Annotated in this window: 19 protein-coding genes and 3 tRNA genes; 15 read left to right on the top strand and 7 right to left on the bottom strand. The window is 40.2% G+C overall.

Going from position 1 to position 18151, the window contains the following annotated elements; translation table 11 throughout:
* The first annotated feature begins 4 nt into the window (after positions 1–4).
* The 7 genes from purF to VF675_RS07820 all read left to right on the top strand — a co-directional run bounded on the left by purF (position 5) and on the right by VF675_RS07820 (position 7777).
* Positions 5–1543 (top strand): amidophosphoribosyltransferase, encoded by a 1539-nt coding sequence (purF, locus tag VF675_RS07850; RefSeq protein ID WP_096902526.1) that lies wholly within the window; start codon positions 5–7, stop codon positions 1541–1543.
* A gap of 96 nt (positions 1544–1639) precedes the next feature.
* Positions 1640–3529: a M48 family metalloprotease gene (locus tag VF675_RS07845; RefSeq protein WP_179995362.1), complete on the top strand. Its 1890-nt coding sequence runs from the start codon at positions 1640–1642 to the stop codon at positions 3527–3529.
* A gap of 171 nt (positions 3530–3700) precedes the next feature.
* The gene (locus VF675_RS07840) at positions 3701–4351 is read left to right on the top strand and encodes a hypothetical protein (RefSeq protein WP_180080213.1); all 651 of its coding nucleotides are present in this window, start codon (positions 3701–3703) and stop codon (positions 4349–4351) included.
* 63 nt (positions 4352–4414) lie between these two features.
* Positions 4415–5389, top strand: coding sequence for a 2-hydroxyacid dehydrogenase (locus VF675_RS07835; protein ID WP_440205027.1), 975 nt, complete (start codon positions 4415–4417; stop codon positions 5387–5389).
* A gap of 105 nt (positions 5390–5494) precedes the next feature.
* Positions 5495–6931: a M48 family metalloprotease gene (locus VF675_RS07830; RefSeq protein ID WP_440205026.1), complete on the top strand. Its 1437-nt coding sequence runs from the start codon at positions 5495–5497 to the stop codon at positions 6929–6931.
* 48 nt (positions 6932–6979) lie between these two features.
* A complete protein-coding gene (locus VF675_RS07825; RefSeq protein ID WP_096902524.1) occupies positions 6980–7354 on the top strand; it encodes a GFA family protein in 375 nt (124 codons plus the stop codon).
* Between the two features lie 60 nt (positions 7355–7414).
* Positions 7415–7777: a hypothetical protein gene (locus VF675_RS07820; RefSeq protein WP_004971462.1), complete on the top strand. Its 363-nt coding sequence runs from the start codon at positions 7415–7417 to the stop codon at positions 7775–7777.
* Positions 7778–7930: 153 nt separating this feature from the next.
* On the opposite strand, the gene VF675_RS07815 is transcribed toward VF675_RS07820, so the two are convergent.
* Positions 7931–8377, bottom strand: coding sequence for a GatB/YqeY domain-containing protein (locus VF675_RS07815; RefSeq protein ID WP_096902523.1), 447 nt, complete (start codon positions 8375–8377; stop codon positions 7931–7933).
* 31 nt (positions 8378–8408) lie between these two features.
* Entirely contained in the window at positions 8409–8624 is a 216-nt protein-coding gene (gene rpsU, locus VF675_RS07810; protein WP_001136722.1) for a 30S ribosomal protein S21, read from the bottom strand.
* Positions 8625–8770: 146 nt separating this feature from the next.
* On the opposite strand from rpsU, the gene tsaD reads away from it, so the two are divergent.
* A complete protein-coding gene (gene tsaD / locus VF675_RS07805; protein ID WP_346781393.1) occupies positions 8771–9787 on the top strand; it encodes a tRNA (adenosine(37)-N6)-threonylcarbamoyltransferase complex transferase subunit TsaD in 1017 nt (338 codons plus the stop codon).
* A 95-nt stretch (positions 9788–9882) separates the two neighbouring features.
* On the opposite strand, the gene VF675_RS07800 is transcribed toward tsaD, so the two are convergent.
* Positions 9883–10140, bottom strand: coding sequence for an EexN family lipoprotein (locus tag VF675_RS07800; protein WP_131261333.1), 258 nt, complete (start codon positions 10138–10140; stop codon positions 9883–9885).
* 358 nt (positions 10141–10498) lie between these two features.
* Here VF675_RS07800 and VF675_RS07795 point away from each other — a divergent pair, with 358 nt between their 5' ends.
* Complete coding sequence (locus VF675_RS07795) at positions 10499–10810, top strand: hypothetical protein (RefSeq protein ID WP_096902521.1); 312 nt, start codon at positions 10499–10501, stop codon at positions 10808–10810.
* Positions 10811–10886: 76 nt separating this feature from the next.
* Here VF675_RS07795 and VF675_RS07790 read toward each other — a convergent pair whose 3' ends face one another.
* Positions 10887–11759, bottom strand: coding sequence for an ATP-binding protein (locus VF675_RS07790; RefSeq protein WP_096902520.1), 873 nt, complete (start codon positions 11757–11759; stop codon positions 10887–10889).
* Between the two features lie 185 nt (positions 11760–11944).
* On the opposite strand from VF675_RS07790, the gene VF675_RS07785 reads away from it, so the two are divergent.
* From VF675_RS07785 to VF675_RS07765, 5 genes are all read left to right on the top strand, one after another.
* Positions 11945–13474: a DUF3336 domain-containing protein gene (locus VF675_RS07785; RefSeq protein ID WP_104851817.1), complete on the top strand. Its 1530-nt coding sequence runs from the start codon at positions 11945–11947 to the stop codon at positions 13472–13474.
* Positions 13464–14315, top strand: a complete 852-nt coding sequence (locus tag VF675_RS07780; RefSeq protein WP_004971453.1) for a protein kinase domain-containing protein — start codon at positions 13464–13466, stop codon at positions 14313–14315. The genes VF675_RS07785 and VF675_RS07780 overlap by 11 nt, the downstream gene beginning before the upstream one ends.
* A gap of 117 nt (positions 14316–14432) precedes the next feature.
* Positions 14433–14517: transfer RNA gene (locus VF675_RS07775), tRNA-Leu, on the top strand.
* 33 nt (positions 14518–14550) lie between these two features.
* Positions 14551–14624, top strand: a tRNA-Trp gene (locus VF675_RS07770).
* A 36-nt stretch (positions 14625–14660) separates the two neighbouring features.
* A tRNA-Leu gene (locus tag VF675_RS07765) sits at positions 14661–14745 on the top strand.
* Positions 14746–14989: 244 nt separating this feature from the next.
* Here the strand turns inward: VF675_RS07765 and VF675_RS07760 are convergent.
* Positions 14990–15193 carry a hypothetical protein gene (locus tag VF675_RS07760; RefSeq protein ID WP_004971452.1) on the bottom strand — a complete coding sequence of 68 codons (204 nt, stop codon included), beginning with the start codon at positions 15191–15193 and terminating at the stop codon, positions 14990–14992.
* Positions 15194–15611: 418 nt separating this feature from the next.
* Between VF675_RS07760 and VF675_RS07755 the strand changes: the two genes are divergently transcribed.
* The gene (locus VF675_RS07755; protein ID WP_440205025.1) at positions 15612–15884 is read left to right on the top strand and encodes a hypothetical protein; all 273 of its coding nucleotides are present in this window, start codon (positions 15612–15614) and stop codon (positions 15882–15884) included.
* A gap of 41 nt (positions 15885–15925) precedes the next feature.
* Here the strand turns inward: VF675_RS07755 and gloB are convergent, their stop codons facing one another.
* Together gloB and VF675_RS07745 are read right to left on the bottom strand one after the other, a co-directional pair.
* Complete coding sequence (gene gloB / locus VF675_RS07750) at positions 15926–16657, bottom strand: hydroxyacylglutathione hydrolase (protein ID WP_440205024.1); 732 nt, start codon at positions 16655–16657, stop codon at positions 15926–15928.
* Positions 16658–16865: 208 nt separating this feature from the next.
* Positions 16866–18101: a pyridoxal phosphate-dependent aminotransferase gene (locus tag VF675_RS07745; RefSeq protein ID WP_004971448.1), complete on the bottom strand. Its 1236-nt coding sequence runs from the start codon at positions 18099–18101 to the stop codon at positions 16866–16868.
* Between the last annotated feature and the right edge of the window lie 50 nt (positions 18102–18151).

Here is an 18151-nt window from a genome sequence, read left to right as displayed (position 1 = left end):
TGCTATGTGTGGAGTTGTTGGTATAGCTGGTAAATCACCTGTTAACCAAATGTTGTTTGATGCATTAACGATGTTACAACATCGTGGACAGGATGCAGCTGGGATCGTAACTTGCCACAATGGGCGTTTGTTCTTGCGTAAAGATAACGGTATGGTGCGTGATGTATTCCATACACGTCACATGCGTGCGTTGCAAGGTAATTATGGTATTGGGCACGTGCGTTATCCAACTGCAGGTTCATCAAGCAGTGCCGAAGCGCAGCCATTTTATGTGAACTCGCCGTACGGGATTACTTTGGCACACAATGGTAATTTGACCAATGCCGAAGAAATTCACGAAGATCTGTTTAAAACAGATTTACGTCACATGAACACCGATTCTGACTCAGAAGTGTTATTGAACGTATTTGCACATGAATTGCAAAAACGTGGCAAATTAAACCCAACTTCAGAAGATATTTTTCATGTGATCAGCCGTGTGCATGAGCGTTGTAAGGGTGCTTATGGCGTTGTTGCTATGATTACAGGTCAAGGATTGGTTGGCTTCCGTGATCCAAATGGTATCCGTCCATTGATTTACGGTTCACGTGAAACTGAACAGGGCATGGAATATATTATTGCATCAGAATCTGTGGCAATTACTGCACTTGGCTTTAAAGTTGAACGTGATATTGCGCCGGGTGAAGCGATCTTTATTAATGACGCAGGTGAATTATTTACCCAGCAATGTGCCGCTAAACCTGAATATCGCCCATGTATTTTTGAATATGTATATTTTGCTCGTCCAGATGCGACCATTGATGGTATTTCAGTGTATAAAGCGCGTTTGAAAATGGGTGAAAAACTGGCGCATAAAATTACCCAAGAGTGGGGCGAGCAACACGATATTGATGTCGTTATTCCAATTCCAGATACATCACGTACATCAGCTTTAGAATTGGCAAATACTTTAGGGGTTAAATTCCGTGAAGGTTTTATGAAAAACCGCTATATCGGACGTACCTTTATTATGCCAGGTCAGCAATTGCGTAAAAAATCAGTGCGCCAAAAACTGAACCCTGTAGAGCTTGAGTTTAAAGGCAAAAATGTACTGTTGGTGGATGACTCGATTGTCCGTGGTACGACCTGTAACGAAATTATTCAAATGGCACGTGATGCTGGGGCGAAAAAAGTATTCTTTGCTTCTGCAGCGCCAATGGTGAAATATCCAAACGTGTATGGTATTGATATGCCAGCCAAAGATGAATTAATCGCGTCTAACCGTAATGTCGAAGAAATTCGTGAAATTATTGGTGCAGACCGTTTAATTTTCCAAGATTTAGAAGATTTAAAACAAGCCGTTCGTACCCATAAAGTACCGCATTTAACTGAATTCGATTGTTCAGTATTTGATGGCGTGTATGTAGCTGGCGGAATTGACGAAGCTTATCTGAATGATCTTGAGCAAAAGCGCAACGACTTGGCTAAAAAAGGCAAAGATGGTTATATTGATGTCAATATTGATGCCGCGTCAGTAGACTTAACTGGTGTAAAAGAGAGTTAATTTTTTTTCTGATCAGCTCAGTGAGAAAAGCGGGAAATTCCCGCTTTTTTCATTTATGATGGTGGCTCAAATACAATGTAATTCAGGATGTTTACATTGAGGTCTGTGAGTAGTTACTTGATTAAAAACAAAAATATGATTTGGTCTGCAATTTTATGTTTGGTTGCAGTCGCTTTGACCCTGTTTATCTTAAACACAGTTTTGGGTCTGTTGGTCTATTATGTCGATTCAAGCCAATCCATCTATTGGCACAGTCTAAGCCCATACTGGATTACGGTCTTGGTGCTGATTATGACGGTATCCGTTATTTTGGAATTTTACGTTTTTCGCTCAGGTGGTCATTCTTTGGCAAAACAATTGGGTGCGCGTCGTTTAACCCAGTTCGAAAGTACCCCAGAAGAAAGTACCGCACTTAAACTGACCGAACAATTGGCCGATACCTTTCAAATCCCAGCGCCTACTGTATATGTATTGCCCGATGAAATAGGGGTAAATGCCCTCACTGCAGGCTTTAGTCATAAAGATATTGTGATTATTTTGACTTGGGGTGCTTTGCAAAACTTGGATGAGCAAGAGCTTTATGGACTACTCAGCCATGAGTTTAACCATATTTTAAGTGGTGAAACCATTGATAATACCAAGCTTAAAATCCTCTACAGTAGCCTAACCACGTTTAGTAAGTGGGGCAGTAGCATCGCCAAACTTGGCTTTGGACAACATCGTGATGCACCGCCACATAAGTTAGCGACTTTTTTTGTTGCTGTAGGTGGTGGTATCTGGTTGTTTGGTAGCTTGGGCGTGTTGATTACCCGCTTAATTAAATATATTAGTCTAAGCGGACGTACCTTTAAAAATGATTTAAAAACCAAACGTTTGATTCAAAATAATGCCAATATTCAAACTTTGCTGCGAATTTATGTGCATCATGCAGGGTCGCAAATTCATAGTGAATATTCAGAATCTATTTCCCACATGTGCTTTGCTAACTCGCTCAGTCCGCAAAGCTGGATGAACATTCATCCAAGTATTGAAGCCCGTATTTTTGAGCTTGATCCAACCTTGGTACAAGACTTACAGCTAGAAAATTTGAAGCGTTTACGCAATCAGCCTTTGTTTAGCCTATTTCGCTCGTTAGAAGAAATGAATGCTGAATATTATGCGCCGTGGAGTTCACCACAACCTTTGCCTTTGCTGCGCTTATCGCCAATTAGCTTTGCAATTAATGATGCAATTAAGCCCCTCAAGCCTGAAATTCGTAATAACATGCCGCGCCCAGAGTTGATTCAGCGTGCCTTACAAACGGCAACGGGTTCGCGTGAGGTGATTGTTGCTATTTTAATGATTCGCCAATATCGTGAATTTATTCCTGCTGAAGCAGAAGTCAGCCGTGCAATTGTAGATGCTTTATTAAATTTGGATGGGCGAGTACATATCTCGATTTTCCATGAAGCATGTAAAAATATTGGTGGTATGCCGCTGAGTATCGCACGGCAGTTTTTAACCAAATTGGCAAAAATCATTCAGGAAGATGGTGAAATTGGTTTGTTAGATGCTTTGCTGCTTGAACGAATCAAGTTTGAATTAAACTTACTGCCTTTACATACACCTGCAGCGTTACACGAAGTTAAACCGCAAATTGTACGTTTAATCGATGCTTTATTGCATGTGCAGCAAATTAATAGTGTTAATCAGTTAGATGTACGTGAACGTATTTTAGAACGTGTTTTAACTGCAGATGAATTGATTGATTATGAAGAAATTTCAGATGAACCGATTGATTTATCAGAAATTTTAAATGATATGGCAGGTTTGCTGCTGCGTGATCGACTGATGGTGTTAGGCATTGCTGAAATTTGTTTGTGGAATGACCGTATTATCACCCAAGATGAATTGGATGTTTTGGAGTTGCTCTATTGGCGTTTAGGTTTTAAAACCGAAGAAATTGTCGAGCAAATGCAAAAACAAAACAGTTTGATGATTGTGTGACACTGATTGACTAGGTGTGTTTAAAGCAAGTTTTCTGGATCATCTAAATAGATCAGATTGGGTTAAAGAAAGCACAGCATCGTGCGACCTTTCTAGGTAGAATAGGTGCTATCTTGCATGTTGTTCTGTGATAAATACGTGCAGCGAAAAATTAGATGGGTGATGATAAACATGATGGGGCATCAGCGTGACATTTTAGCCAGTTTGGGAATCGATATTTGGGTTTCCAGAATGGCTGTGTCTCAAACTTTGCCACAATCATCGGTTTGGCGCGACCAAGCTGCACCTGAAATACACAGCGAAATTATTGTTCCTGCTACAGTACCTCAACAATTAAAACAACAACAGCCGATTATTCACGAAAAGCCTAAGCAAGAACCATCTCCGCAACATACGACAGTTGAAGCGGCCGCGCCAGAAGTTGTTCCTGAAGCGCGTGTCATGCTGCAAATTGAAGCATTTAGTATTGAAGCTTTGCAGTTGCCACATTGTGTCATTTTGGTAGAAAGCACTACCTTGAGTCAGGAACAGCAACAATTGTGGCGTAATATTCAACATGCGCTACAGGCCGAATATCACGTATTGCAATGGCCTTTTGCTTTAGAAGTATTACAAGACGGCATCGGGGTAGAAAATTATGTGCAAGGTTTTGTTGATGTCTTGAGCACAGATAAAAACATGCTGATTTTAGGTCAATTACCACATTTTAAATCTGAACAATGTTTGCATTTAGCCAGCTTGCAAGAGATGTTAGATCAACCGCTGTTGAAAAAAAGTCTGTGGGATGCGATACAAATCACATCGTTACAGCCTAAAGCCTAAGTCAATTCAGATATTTAAAACTCTACATATACAAGCAATTGTAGACACGAAACAGGGATAATCATGCGTAAAAAAGTGGTAGTGTTTAGTCAAATTGATGCAGAAATTTTAAGTAAGCTAGAGCAAGATTATCAGGTGGTGCAGGTCAGCCCGAAGTTGGGTGACGTGAATCAACAGTTGCTTGAGCATGTGCAAGATGCGGATGGCATGATTGGTGCAGGGCGCTTGCTTAATCAAAGCAACTTGCATACTGCGACTAAACTCAAAGTGATTTCGAGTGTAAGTGTCGGTTACGACAACTATGATGTAGATTATTTAACCCAACAAAAGATTAGTCTTTGCCATACACCGCATGTCTTGACTGAAACCACAGCAGATTTAGCCTTTACTTTATTGATGAGTGCAGCACGACAAGTGCCATATTTAGATCGGTGGACTAAACAAGGGCAATGGAAACGTACCGTGGGTGCAGCGCAGTTTGGACAGGATATTTATGGTAAAACCATTGGTATTGTAGGTTTGGGGCATATTGGTGCGGCTATCGCACGGCGTGCATTTCATGGTTTTAATATGAAGGTGGTGTACCACAATCGTCGTGAAAAAATGGAAGTGGCGCAGGCATTCAATGCGGAATATTTAAGTCTGGATGAATTGCTGCAACAGTCTGATTTTGTGGTGCTGGCAGTCGATTTAAATGCAGACTCTAAAGCCTTAATTGGTCAGCGTGAACTTGATTTAATGCAGTCACATGCAATTTTGGTCAATATTTCGCGTGGTTCAGTCATTGATGAGCAGGCACTTATTCAGACCTTAGAAGCAGGCAAAATTTTTGCCGCGGCTTTGGATGTCTATGACAAAGAACCACTGCAAGAATCGCCATTATTTGAGTTAGATAATGTCGTGACTTTGCCACATATTGGTTCGGCAACCGCAGCAACTCGAAAAAAAATGGCAAATTTGGCCTATAAAAATTTGGTTGATGCGTTGGAAGGGCGTTGTCCGCAATATGTGGTCAATCCTGCATGCTATACGCTTTAAAGTTAAAGATGATTTGGTAAAAATTGATAACACATCATTGCAAATGCGTTCATTTTTCAATGTTATAGTGAATCATTATGCAAGATATGTATTTGAGATCATCCATTGAAACGTCTATTACTGATTTGCGGTTTGAGTTTTGCCAGTATTGCGACAACCCAAAGTGCCAATTTAACCACCACACCACAATTTAATGTGCCTGAAATTGGCAGTGGTCTGGGGTTAATTGATCAGCAAAAAGAACGCAGTATTGGTGAAAAAGTCTATCGGAAAGTGCAGCGTAAAATGCCTGTCACGCAAAACCCGTGGTTGGAAGATCAATTAATCAATACATTTTCGCATCTACTCAGCCAAACTCAATTAGGACAACCGATTGGATTGCTGATTATCAATGATCCACAAATTAATGCCTTTGCTGTGCCGGGTGGTTTATTTGCGTTAAATACAGGTCTCATTAATTCTGCCCGTAATATGGATGAAGTTGCGGGCGTGATGGCGCATGAAATTGCTCATGTGTCGCAACGTCATTACAGCCGATCCCAAGAGGCATTTAAAGGACAGGGTTTGTTGGCACTGGCTGGGGTTGTGGTTGGAGCATTGGTTGCCTCACATGCCGATGGTGATGCAGGCGCAGCGGTGATGATGGGTTCTCAAGCCGCTTTAATGGATCAGCAATTGACTTATAGCCGTAATCAGGAACGTGAAGCAGACCGCATTGGCATGCAATATATGTATAGCGCAGGCTATAACCCACAAAGCATGGCAGACTTTTTTGAGGTGATGCACCGTACTACGAGTCGAGTGAGCTTCTTACCTGACTTTTGGTTTACCCATCCCTTAACCACAGAGCGGATGAGTGAGGCGCGTTTACGTGCCAATCAATTGCCACCAGTGCCAACCTCGCTGCGTGATGAAGACTTTGAGATTTTAAAGTTATATAGTTTGGTGGTTTCGCAGCAGGCGACAGAACAGCAGCTTAAAGCATTTGCAACCCGTAACCATTTTGCGGCGAATTTGGCTTTGGCTTATTTTTATAGCCAGCAAGGCGATTTTGTTTTGGCGCAACAAAGTATAGATCAGGCCAAAAGTCACAATCGTTTACATAATTTATTGACACTTATTCAAACTGACATTTATTTAGGGCAAAATAAAATTGATTTAGCGCTCAAAACAATTGGTTCACCTGCGCGAATTATGCCTGAAAATCGTGCGCTGAATTATAAATGGGCCGAGGTTTTGATTCGTCAAAATCAAACTACGCAAGCAGAAAGTATTTTGAAGGATTTCTTGCAAAAAAATCCACGTGATTTATCGGCATGGAATTTAATGCAGCAAGCGGCAAATGTAGACCGAAGCTCTGCATTACGCACGGTAAATGTGTTACGGTATCGTGCAGAAGTACAGTATTGGTCAGGTTGGGAAGAAGAGGCAATTAAATCATTACTGCACGCGCAGCGTTTAGCCAAAGACAATCAGGCGATGTCGGCAAATATAAAAAACCGTGTGACTGAAATGCAAAGAGAACGACAGTTAAAAATATAAGTCGGGCGTACATACGGTGGCATAACAATAAAGAAAAGGAGTTTAAGAATGATTGAGGGACAATGTTTATGTGGTGCGGTGTATTACCGTTACCATGCCGAAATTGAAAAAACAATATTATGTTTTTGCCAGCATTGCCGTCGTGCGCAAGGCGGTATTATGGGATGGAATAGTCCAGTGGCACGCGAACATTTTGAAGTGGTGCGTGGCTTAAAATATCTAAAAGAATATTTTCATAGTCCCAATAAAGCACGGGTATTTTGTCAGGAGTGTGGCAGCCCGATTTATTCTTATCGGCTAGATTTACCCGATATTATTCGCTTACGCTTAGGGACAGTGACTCAAGGCAAAGTTCCCGAACCATGTGAGCAAGCATTTGCGCAATACAAACCCAACTTTTTGGCAATTGAGTCGTGTGAATAGTTATTCACCGAATATACAATGCTAAAATAGAACTTGAGTTGAAACGACCCTGACTTGAAAATGAAAAAATATATTTATTTATGCCTTACTTTGGGGATGACCTTGCAAAATGTCTATGCTGCGAGTGCAGAGCAGTATGTGTTGGCTGTTGAAGAAATTAATGCGCAATATAAACAAGATACCCGACAGTTTTTACGAGGCTTAAACCCACAACAGCAGGGTTTTAATCCGCAGCAACAGCAGCAGTTTTGCGGCATTGTTAGTCGTTATGTTGATCGTTTATATCAGGCAGCAGATGAAAACCGTGCCTATTTGGATCGTCGTTATCAGAATATTAATAAACAGGACGTGATTCAGCAGGTCAGCACATCTAAAGAAATGCAATTACTGAAAAAATATCAAGTGAACTGCGATTTAAAGTAAAAAGTTAAAGCAGAAGTGTCTAAGGGTGAATAGATAATCTATCTCATCCTAGGTTTAGCATTTTACTTAATAGCATTAGATAGAAAGATTAAAGCGGGCTTAATCTGACATTTAAATCAGTGTTCGGAGAAGCACAAATTTGGGGTGAGCTAATTAGCTTAATTTGGCTTTAATTTTGGCAGATACTTGAGCAGGATCGGCGCGCCCGGCTATGAGCGGACGCAGAGAGTTCATCACCTTACCCATATCTTTCATGCTAGTAGCTTGTTGCGCTTCAATGGTTTGCGCAATCATGGAATCAAGTTCTTCCTCAGTCATAGCTTCTGGTAGAAACTGAGATAACACCTCAATTTCGGCTTGTTCCTTACTAGCTAAATCTTCTCGGCCAGCGCCTTCAAAGGCTTTAACCGATTCTTTACGTTGTTTAATTTGCTTTTCAATGACCGCAAGAACCTGAGCATCGTCAAGCTCTTTGCGCTCATCGACTTCGATTTGCTTAATTGCCGCCTGTAGACTACGAATTACCGTTAACTTATCCATTTCTTTGGCGCGCATTGTCGCTTTCAAAACGTCAGTAATTTGGTTTTTTAAAGTCGTCATCATTTAATCCAGACAGGCAATCACAAATTAATTAGTAAAGGCGAGTAGTACGTACTGATTCACGCGCCAATTTCTTTTGGTAGCGTTTAACAGCAGCAGCTTTTTTGCGCTTACGTTCTTGAGTTGGTTTTTCGTAGAATTCACGCTTACGTACGTCAGCTAAAACACCTGCTTTTTCGCAAGAACGTTTGAAACGACGGATAGCTACGTCTACTGGTTCGCCTTCTTTCAATTTAACTTGTGGCATGAAGAATCCTCATTAAGTTATGGATAAGATCTGGGCGAAATTGCCCACGATCACAAGTGAAGGTCAGTATTTTACTCATTTACATCTCATATCACAAGTCTATAATAGGTTTCGCAATAGAATTGATACAGGTTATAGGCAATTTAATGATCGTTTTAGGCTTAGAAACATCTTGTGATGAAACAGGACTTGCACTGTATGACAGCGAGTTAGGTTTGCGCGGGCAAGTACTGTATAGCCAAATTAAATTGCATGCAGAGTATGGTGGTGTGGTACCCGAACTGGCTTCACGTGACCATGTGCGCAAACTTATTCCTTTAATCAATCAATTGCTTGAGCAGAGCCAAGTCAAAAAATCTGAAATTGATGCAGTGGCTTATACCCGTGGGCCGGGGCTAATGGGCGCACTCATGACAGGCGCATTATTTGGACGAACTTTAGCTTTTGCCTTAAATAAACCTGCAATTGGGGTGCATCACATGGAAGGGCACATGCTTGCACCATTATTGTCTGCGACACCGCCAGAATTTCCGTTTGTCGCTTTATTGGTTTCGGGTGGACATACACAGCTCATGGCAGCTTATGGCATTGGCCAATATGAATTGTTAGGCGAGTCGATTGATGATGCTGCAGGCGAGGCTTTTGACAAAGTTGCCAAAATGATGGGTTTACCGTATCCGGGTGGGCCAAATATCGCCGAACTAGCTGAACAAGGCGATGCCAAAGCTTTTGAATTTCCACGTCCAATGTTGCACCAAGGCTTAGAATTTTCATTTAGCGGTTTAAAAACTGCGGTTTCAGTACAAATGAAAAAGTTAGGTGATGAAAACCGTGATGCCGATATTGCGGCAAGTTTCCAAGAAGCGATTGTTGATACTTTGGTGAAAAAATCGGTAAAAGCTTTAAAACAAACAGGTTTAAAACGCTTGGTGATCGCGGGTGGGGTGAGTGCAAATACTCGGTTACGTGAGCGTTTAGAAGCAGATTTAGCTAAAATTCGTGCAACGGTTTATTATGCAGAACCTGCATTGTGCACCGACAATGGTGCAATGATTGCTTTTGCGGGCTATCAGCGTTTAAAAGCAGGGCAGCAAGATGGTTTATCGGTTACGACTACACCACGTTGGCCGATGACGGAGCTTACCAATCCAACTGCGGGTTAAGTTGTTCGTAGCATAAAATCAATCAGAGGCAATAATCTGCCTCTGACTTTATATGCTAAATTTTTACATTAATATTAGAAACGAATACTTAAAACTTAGCGAATTGCGTCCATTAAACCTTTGGTAAGATCTTTCATCATGCCTTGCATCACAGCATTCCCCGCATTGTTGCAGTTTTCTAATTTTTTACCTTCTAGTGATTTACCTTGATTGGCTATTTCTTCGCACTTCTGCAAAACTTTTTTAGCCTCATCTAAGTTCTCAGCATAATATTCTTGCGTTTTCACTTGTGTACATGCTGTAAGCGTTGTGATTAAACTTACCGTTATTAACAAATTTTTAAATTTAAACATTATTTTTTAACCGTTGTTTGTTTTAAAGAGATTACATCTTAAGCGAATAATGGGTTCAGAAAATAATACAATGGACTAAAGTTGATCTTGTTAACTAAAATTAAATAATTGTAATATAAGTATTTTTTAATAATTTTTCTGAAATTTTATAGTCATATTCTATCCCAAACTTTATTTCACGTATTGGTTTCAAATAGAACTGCTTTATTTTTTTTGTGCACTCATCCTACAATTTATAGAAATCCATAAAGTAGCTGACAGCAGTATTTAAATCTGTGAATCCTGTCCAATTGTTGTGTTTTCAACTTTAAACTATGATTTTTGGTAGATATTTAATATAAAACCAATTGAGATAAACATGCGATTTAAAAATACATTTTGCATTATTTGTGTGATGGGGATGATGGTATTGACCGCTTGCGAAGGGGCTGAGTCAATACAGCAAAATATAAATAGTACAGAAAATCAGCCGAGTTCAGTGACAGCCCAACAGGTCGAAGTACCGACTCGTTTGACTACTGCAGCAACTCATCCTTCGGCTATCACACCTGAAGCGACAGTACCGCAAGAAGTATATGTAGGAGAGCCGACTGTGGCAGAAATGCAGGCGCATGGCGAAGAATTTTATAAAGACACATTGGCACGGATTGCTGCAGAACAAGGTCAGTAGTCGCTCAGTCATTTAGCGCGTTTAAATAGAGTGGGTTGCTGACTATCTTCTATATGCAAACAACCCATTAAAATATTTAAAGTGCTTTAAGTTGCTGCGAGCCAATCCAGTGTTTAGAAAATTGATAGGCAGCACGCCCTGAACGCTGTCCACGTGCCTGACACCATCTTAATGCTTCTGCACGTACTTCGGCAGTCATTGGCATTTCGGCTTTGTGTAAATAATGCTCCACAATTTCTAAATATAGATTTTGATCCATTGGATAAAACGACAGCCATAGACCAAAGCGATCAGACAGTGAAATTTTCTCTTCAATTGCTTCTTGAGGATGCAACTCAGTATATTGCGGTACATCTACACGAGTGACAGGTGTATTTTCATGCATAAATTCAGGTAATAGATGACGTCTGTTACTGGTTGCATAAATAATAAAATTACTGGAACCTGATTGTAATGAACCATCTAAAACACTTTTTAAACTACGATAATTTTCATCTTCTGCGTTAAAAGCTAAATCATCACAGTAGACAATAAATTTTTCAGGACGATGCTGAATGATTTTTTGAATTTCTGGCAATTCAGACAAATCATCGCGTTCAATTTCAATTAAACGTAATCCTTGATTGGCATACTCGGTCAATAGGGCACGTACAATAGATGATTTTCCCGTACCGCGTGAGCCTGTAAGTAACACATCATTGGCAGGTAAGCCATTTAAAAACTGCAAGGTGTTTTGAATGACTTTTTCTTTTTGCTTTTCGATGCCTTTTAAATCATCTAAATCAATTTTTCTTGGTTGTTGAATCGCTATCAATTGTCGATCTTGCCATTTGAATGCGATGGCGGAAAAGTCGGTTTCTTGTTTTAAAGCAGGTAAACTTTGCTGTAGTTGTTGGAGTACATGAGAAAGTGATAATAAGATGTTGTCGGGTAAATCTAGGTTTGCCATGATAATTCAGCTTAAAAAATGCAGATCAGATTGCTACACTTTAAGACTAGCGCAATTGACCTAGATTTGACAATCAAAGTGTGAATCGAGTCATTGACGCGTATTACAATTTTTTAGATATTGTTGTGTATAGTAGGCATAGGCAAGCGTAGTGCTGCGAATAAACCAACGGATTGAGGAATGCTATGTTATTTAAAGATTTCACCGAAGATGTTAATCCGCATCAAGCCTATCGCATAAAAAAACTCAAGCGCCAAATTCAAAATGCCGAATCGTATGAAGAATGGAAAAGTATTGCCATTCGTATAGATGAAGAAACTGGTGCGCAAGAATGGAAATATGACAACAGTTCGCCATATTTTGATGCGGAAATTATCTCGCATCGTTTAAATTTATTACGCCGTTATCGCACCACCGAACGCAGTCACGATTTAATTTATATTTTGCGTGAAGGTTTAACTTTTGACATCGCCAATATTGCCCATCCGATGTTGTTTACTGCAACCTATGTGGGTACTAAAAAAATTATTGAAGATTATGTGGATGAAGTCAGTAAAAGTTTGGCTTTTGTCGCTTCAGATGAATGTCAGGCTTTAACCAAAGTAGAAAAAATAGAGTTTTTTCAGCAATGCCAAACTGCATACGGACAACCTGCCTTGATGTTCTCTGGTGGGGCAACGCTAGGTTTGTTTCATACAGGTGTTTGTAAGGCCTTACTTGAACAGGATTTAATGCCTAAAGTGCTGTCGGGTTCGAGCGCGGGTGCAATAATGACTGCAATGCTAGGCATCGCAAAACCTGAAGAAGTACAGCATATTTTGGGTGGTGAGTCATTTTTCCACGAAGCATTTCAGTTTAGACAAATGCGCGAAATTCTTAAAGGCAATGGTGGAATTGCCGATGTGCATTATTTAAAAAAATTCCTGATCAAAAACTTGGGCGATACCACGTTTGAAGAAGCTTTTCAAAAATCAGGTTTGCATATTAATGTGGCGGTTGCGCCTTATGATGCATCGCAAGACTCACGCATTATGAACAGCTTCACTGCGCCAGATTTGTTGGTTTGGAGTGCGGTGTTGGCCTCGTGTGCTGTGCCAATTTTATTTCCACCAGTACGTTTAACCAACAAGCGTTATGATGGCGAACACACTCCATATATGGGTAAAACCCGTTGGGTGGATGGCAGTGTGCGTAGCGATTTCCCACAGGAAAAAATGGCACGTTTGTATAATATTAACTACACCATCGCCAGTCAGGTCAATCCGCATGTAGTGCCTTTTATGCAGGATGATATTAAGCGTTATCGTAAAGATATGCTGAGTTGGCCAGAACGGATTATTCGTCGTCAGGGCAAAGTCATTAGTCGTGGGGTAATGGATTTTGTACGTGAGCGCGCAGGAGCTGTACCGCCAGTGCGTCGTTTGCTAGATCATGGCTATGGCATTGTCGATCAACGCTATTATGGTGATGTGAATATTGTAGGAAGCTATAACCTGCGTCATTACAGCTATATGTTGCAAAACCCGAAACCACATTTATTTAAAATTTTACAGCGTGAAGGCGAGCGTGCGACTTGGCCGAAAATTTCATCAATTGAAACACATGCACGTGTCGGTAAAACTTTGCAACATTGCTTAGAGTTATTAAATGCAGCTCAAATAGAGGTATCCACCGAAGTCGCAGCAGAAATGCGCACTGGCGCAAGTGTTGTTTAATGTTTTAAATTTGGATGTTCAACAGTTAGATACTGCGCAGTTCGAGCTGCGCAGTAAAGCGCAAAGTTTGCAATATGGTCGGCATATCTATCGTTTTGAACATCAAGGGCAGTTTTATTGGCTGAAAGCCCAACAACAAGGTGTTCATGCGACAGTAGAGCAGGGTTTTGCACAAGAATGGAACTTTTATAAACAGTACGCGCAATCATCATATTTATCTTTTTTATTGCCATGTGAATTGATGGATGCTGCACCCATTCATATTCAGTCGCAGGGTAATTCACATGACATTTCATCGCATTATTCACAGGTCTATTCACGTGCTTTAATTTTACCTGAAGCGCAAGCTGTTTTTGTGATGGGTAATTTACCTGAATATACAGAAGCGATTAAACACATATTTTTGCGTGTCTTTGAAGCAGTGGAAGCATTACATCAATTGGGTTGGATTCATGCTGACTTAAAAGCTGAACATATTGTGCAGTTGGATGGGCAAATCAAACTGTTAGATTTTGAGCAAGTACAGCAAATTGCAGATATTCAATGTCAGGGGATGACTGCAACGCCACGTTATATGGCACCAGAATTATTTCACGGACAGCTCAAAACTGCACAAAGTGATATTTATGCTTTAGGCATTATTTTTTATGAATGGTTAACGCAACAACGCTTGCAGGCAAATAGTTACCACGATTGGGCGTATTTACATTGTCAAAGATTGCATATCCAACTTTCTACGCATCTACAAGCATTTTTACCACTGCTGAATCACATGTTGGCAAAGTCCTATTCGCAGCGTGCAACGAGTATTGCAGAGTTGAAATTATGGCTTAGTGGCTGAATATGCTTAAGAAAAAATCAAAAAATAGTTTTTTGTTTTTTATTTAAACAGTCATTGTGCTTTTTTATAAAAAAGGCTTGTCATCAGGAAGTGATCTCTATAATATACACAGCCATCGGGGACGTGGCGAAATTGGTAGACGCACTGGATTTAGGTTCCAGCGCCGCGAGGTGTGAGAGTTCGAGTCTCTCCGTCCCCACCACTTAAATATCAAGTCAGCTTGATTTTAAGTTACAGAGGATTGGTGTAATGGTAGCATGACGGTCTCCAAAACCGTTCGTCAAGGTTCGAATCCTTGATCCTCTGCCAAATTAAAATCCAACAACTCAGTTGGTACCCGATGTTGGGGACGTGGCGAAATTGGTAGACGCACTGGATTTAGGTTCCAGCGCCGCGAGGTGTGAGAGTTCGAGTCTCTCCGTCCCCACCATACATTAAAGAGCAAGGCAATGACCTTGCTTTTTTATTGCCTGTTATTTTAGCTTTAAATCATTGCATCTCTTTGACAAGGCTTAGATGTATTTTAAGATTTAAAGTTCAGTATAAAAAAAAGCCCATAAACAGGTTATGGGCAAGATCATCTTTAAGTGTTGATGAAATACGATTTGAATTTTTATTTTTGCATCCTATCAAGTTCAACCGTTATCGCATACTTATCTATATTGTATAAGTACTTATGCTTTTAAATGGTCTTCAAATTCCTCGCCTAATTTCATTGCTAAAGCATTACCAGAAAGCTCGCAAGTGACCAAACCATATTCTTTTTGAAAGCTAAATGTGAAACCGTGACCATCCGCCAAATTTTTGACTGAATAACCTAATTTTTCTAACCAAATACGAAACGCAATTAAATTTTTTGCTTTAACAACTTTTTTCACGAGAGAACTCCTATCCATTTATTTAATTATTAATAGGGATATTTCTTGAATTTTTAAAGGGCAGAAATGTATTTCTTTGACATTTTTTTCACTGATTTTTAGAAATCTAAAGTCCTTTTAAGCAATTAGAATATTTTAAAAGAATTATTTATTTGTAAATTATTGATATTTATTATTTTAATTGAGGTGGCATAATTAATTTTAAGTTCTTAAATGTATTGCCAAAAGATGACTTAGAAATATTTTGTTAATGATTTTTAATTTTAGGCTGTATTTATTTTCAGCATTAACACATAAAGATTATCCATTTTTTATGCCAAGCTTTAATTTAATGCAATGGAGATTAGTATGGAGCATGTCGGTACCTAATAGACATTAGCTTATACTATGGTTGAGTTTGAAGATTTGGGAAATAGACATGACCGCACAAACAATTCAACAGCAGGTGGAGTGCATGGTGAAGCAGATGCAAAATCAAGGACTAGAGCCTGTTGCTGTGATGCTTGGGCATGAAGATTGGTTACTGTTTTCCTCACAATCCAAAGTGGATTATACGCCTTTTGGCAGCGCACGCCGTTATCAGCTTGCATTGTCCAATTTGCTGTTGGTGCGGGTCGATGAAATGAATGCTGTGCGTGTGGTGACGCAAACTCAATTAGATGAGTTTGCTGCCAGTAATCAGATTTTATAATCCGAGAGAAATATCAGATGCTTTATGATCAAAGCATCAATTTAAAAGTTGTCTTTGAGTTCACGTAATTTCTGAAACTCTTCGACACTTTCGGCTCTTAAAAATGGATTGGTTTCCAGTTCTAGTTCGATGCTGCTTGGCAAAGTGGGTTGATTAAGCATGCGTAAACTTTCAATTTGTTGATAACGCTCTTGAATGGCAACATTGTAGGGTTCTACATGCAGTGCAAATTGTGCATTCGCCAATGTATATTCATGGGTGCAATATACTCGGGTACGCGGAGGCAGCGCTGCCAAGCGGTTTAAAGATTGATACATTTGCAAATATGTACCTTCAAAAACACGCCCACAGCCCATCGCAAATAAAGTGTCGCCACAGAACAATACATCCAACGCATCTATAAAATACACAATATGCCCCAAGGTATGTCCCGGAACGGCAATAACATCGACCTGTAAATCATGAAAATTGATATGGTCTTGGTTTTGTAAAGGATGCGTGATAAACGGAATTTTGCTCAATTCTTCACGTGGCCCATAAACAGGTAAATTACGTTCTGCAATGAGTTCAGGCACACCGCCAATATGATCTTGATGCCAATGCGTCAACCAAATTTGCGCGATCTCTAAACCAAGATTTTGGCAAAAATCTTCAACAGGTTTGGCATCGGTAGGGTCAACCACCACCACTTGTTTGCTGGCACAATGTTCAAGCAACCAAATATAGTTTTGTGATGGTTTTTGCGCATCAATAAGATGGACTTGGTAGTGCATGCTCAATTCCTGAAACTTAATCGCTTGTGGCTATTACAGCATGCTTTTGCGGGCGTGTAAAAGTGTATCCCCAAGTGTCAGGTTATCGCTTTGCTGTGTTACTGCTTGATGATGGACCAAAGATGTAAAGATAAAATAGAAATAAATTAAAATCCATAAAAAATGCCGTAATTAACACGGCATTTTAAAACAGAGATTCGGTTTGATCTTAGCGGATTTTTGCCAAGAAACGACCTAAACGTGTCATTGCTTCACGTAATTCATTTTCTGCAGGCAAGAACACGACACGGAAATGATCAGGCGTTGGCCAGTTAAAACCTGTACCTTGAACCAATAAAACTTTTTCTGCTTTGAGTAAATCGAGCATTAACTTTTCGTCATCTTCAATTGGATAGACGTTTGGATCAAGTTTCGGGAAGCAATACATTGCACCCTCAGGTTTGACACAAGACACGCCAGGAATGTCGTTCAGCATTTCCCATGCAATGTTACGTTGTTCGTATAAACGACCACCCGGACGAATCAAGTCATTGATAGACTGATAACCACCCAATGCTGTTTGAATCGCGTACTGCGCCTGATGGTTGGCACACAAGCGCATAGACGCCAACATGTCTAAACCTTCAATGTAGTCTGCAGCGCGTGATTTATCGCCTGTAATCGCCATCCAGCCTGAACGGAAGCCCGCAATGCGATACGATTTAGACAAGCCATTAAATGAGATACAGAGTTGATCACCCGCTAAAGCTGCAACCGCAACATGCTCAATGCCGTCATAAATAATTTTGTCGTAAATCTCATCGGCAAATAAAATTAAGTCATATTTTTTTGCCAATGCTACAATTTGTTCCAACACATGACGTGGATAAACCGCACCCGTTGGGTTATTCGGGTTAATAATGACAATACCGCGCGTATTTGGCGTGATTTTGCTTTCCATATCGGCAATGTCTGGATACCAAAAGTTTTCTTCATCACATTTGTAGTGAATAGCAGTACCGCCCGATAAATTCACTGCCGCAGTCCAAAGCGGGTAGTCAGGCATTGGTACCAGCATTTCATCGCCATCGTCCAACAAGCCTTGCATCGCCATAACAATCAGTTCAGACACGCCGTTGCCTATATACACATCATTGACATGCATATCGAAAATGCCTTTTTGCTGATAGTACTGACAAATCGCTTTACGCGCAGGGAAAATCCCTTTGGAGTCGGTATAACCAATCGCATTAGGCAAGTTCAATGCGACATCATTAATAATTTCCTGTGGCGCTTCAAAACCGAATGGGGCAGGGTTGCCAATATTCAGTTTAATAATTTTATGACCGGCCTCTTCCATTTCATTGGCCGCTCGTAACACAGGTCCGCGAATGTCGTAGCATACATGCTCAAGTTTTGATGATTTTTTTATTTCGCGCGGAGTCGTGTTACCTAGTACGGACATAGTTCCATCCAATGATTAGAAGATAAATAAATTATAGATTACTGAAATAT

Source organism: Acinetobacter sp. Lyrl_1, assembly GCF_051948795.1.
In the GTDB taxonomy this organism is placed as follows: domain Bacteria; phylum Pseudomonadota; class Gammaproteobacteria; order Pseudomonadales; family Moraxellaceae; genus Acinetobacter; species Acinetobacter towneri.
Note: the sequence above shows the minus strand (reverse complement) of the source record. Positions and strands in the feature narration are given on the sequence as shown.

Bases quoted from the DNA above. Each gene is read 5' to 3' on its own strand.
- VF675_RS07825 (WP_096902524.1), top strand. From the start codon at position 6,980: ATGATTGAGGGACAATGTTTATGTGGTGCGGTGTATTACCGTTACCAT.
- purF (WP_096902526.1), top strand. From the start codon at position 5: ATGTGTGGAGTTGTTGGTATAGCTGGTAAATCACCTGTTAACCAAATG.
- VF675_RS07815 (WP_096902523.1), bottom strand. From the start codon at position 8,377: ATGACGACTTTAAAAAACCAAATTACTGACGTTTTGAAAGCGACAATG.
- VF675_RS07820 (WP_004971462.1), top strand. From the start codon at position 7,415: ATGAAAAAATATATTTATTTATGCCTTACTTTGGGGATGACCTTGCAA.
- rpsU (WP_001136722.1), bottom strand. From the start codon at position 8,624: ATGCCACAAGTTAAATTGAAAGAAGGCGAACCAGTAGACGTAGCTATC.
- VF675_RS07800 (WP_131261333.1), bottom strand. From the start codon at position 10,140: ATGTTTAAATTTAAAAATTTGTTAATAACGGTAAGTTTAATCACAACG.
- tsaD (WP_346781393.1), top strand. From the start codon at position 8,771: ATGATCGTTTTAGGCTTAGAAACATCTTGTGATGAAACAGGACTTGCA.
- VF675_RS07835 (WP_440205027.1), top strand. From the start codon at position 4,415: ATGCGTAAAAAAGTGGTAGTGTTTAGTCAAATTGATGCAGAAATTTTA.
- gloB (WP_440205024.1), bottom strand. From the start codon at position 16,657: ATGCACTACCAAGTCCATCTTATTGATGCGCAAAAACCATCACAAAAC.
- VF675_RS07785 (WP_104851817.1), top strand. From the start codon at position 11,945: ATGTTATTTAAAGATTTCACCGAAGATGTTAATCCGCATCAAGCCTAT.
- VF675_RS07745 (WP_004971448.1), bottom strand. From the start codon at position 18,101: ATGTCCGTACTAGGTAACACGACTCCGCGCGAAATAAAAAAATCATCA.
- VF675_RS07790 (WP_096902520.1), bottom strand. From the start codon at position 11,759: ATGGCAAACCTAGATTTACCCGACAACATCTTATTATCACTTTCTCAT.
- VF675_RS07795 (WP_096902521.1), top strand. From the start codon at position 10,499: ATGCGATTTAAAAATACATTTTGCATTATTTGTGTGATGGGGATGATG.
- VF675_RS07755 (WP_440205025.1), top strand. From the start codon at position 15,612: ATGACCGCACAAACAATTCAACAGCAGGTGGAGTGCATGGTGAAGCAG.
- VF675_RS07840 (WP_180080213.1), top strand. From the start codon at position 3,701: ATGATGGGGCATCAGCGTGACATTTTAGCCAGTTTGGGAATCGATATT.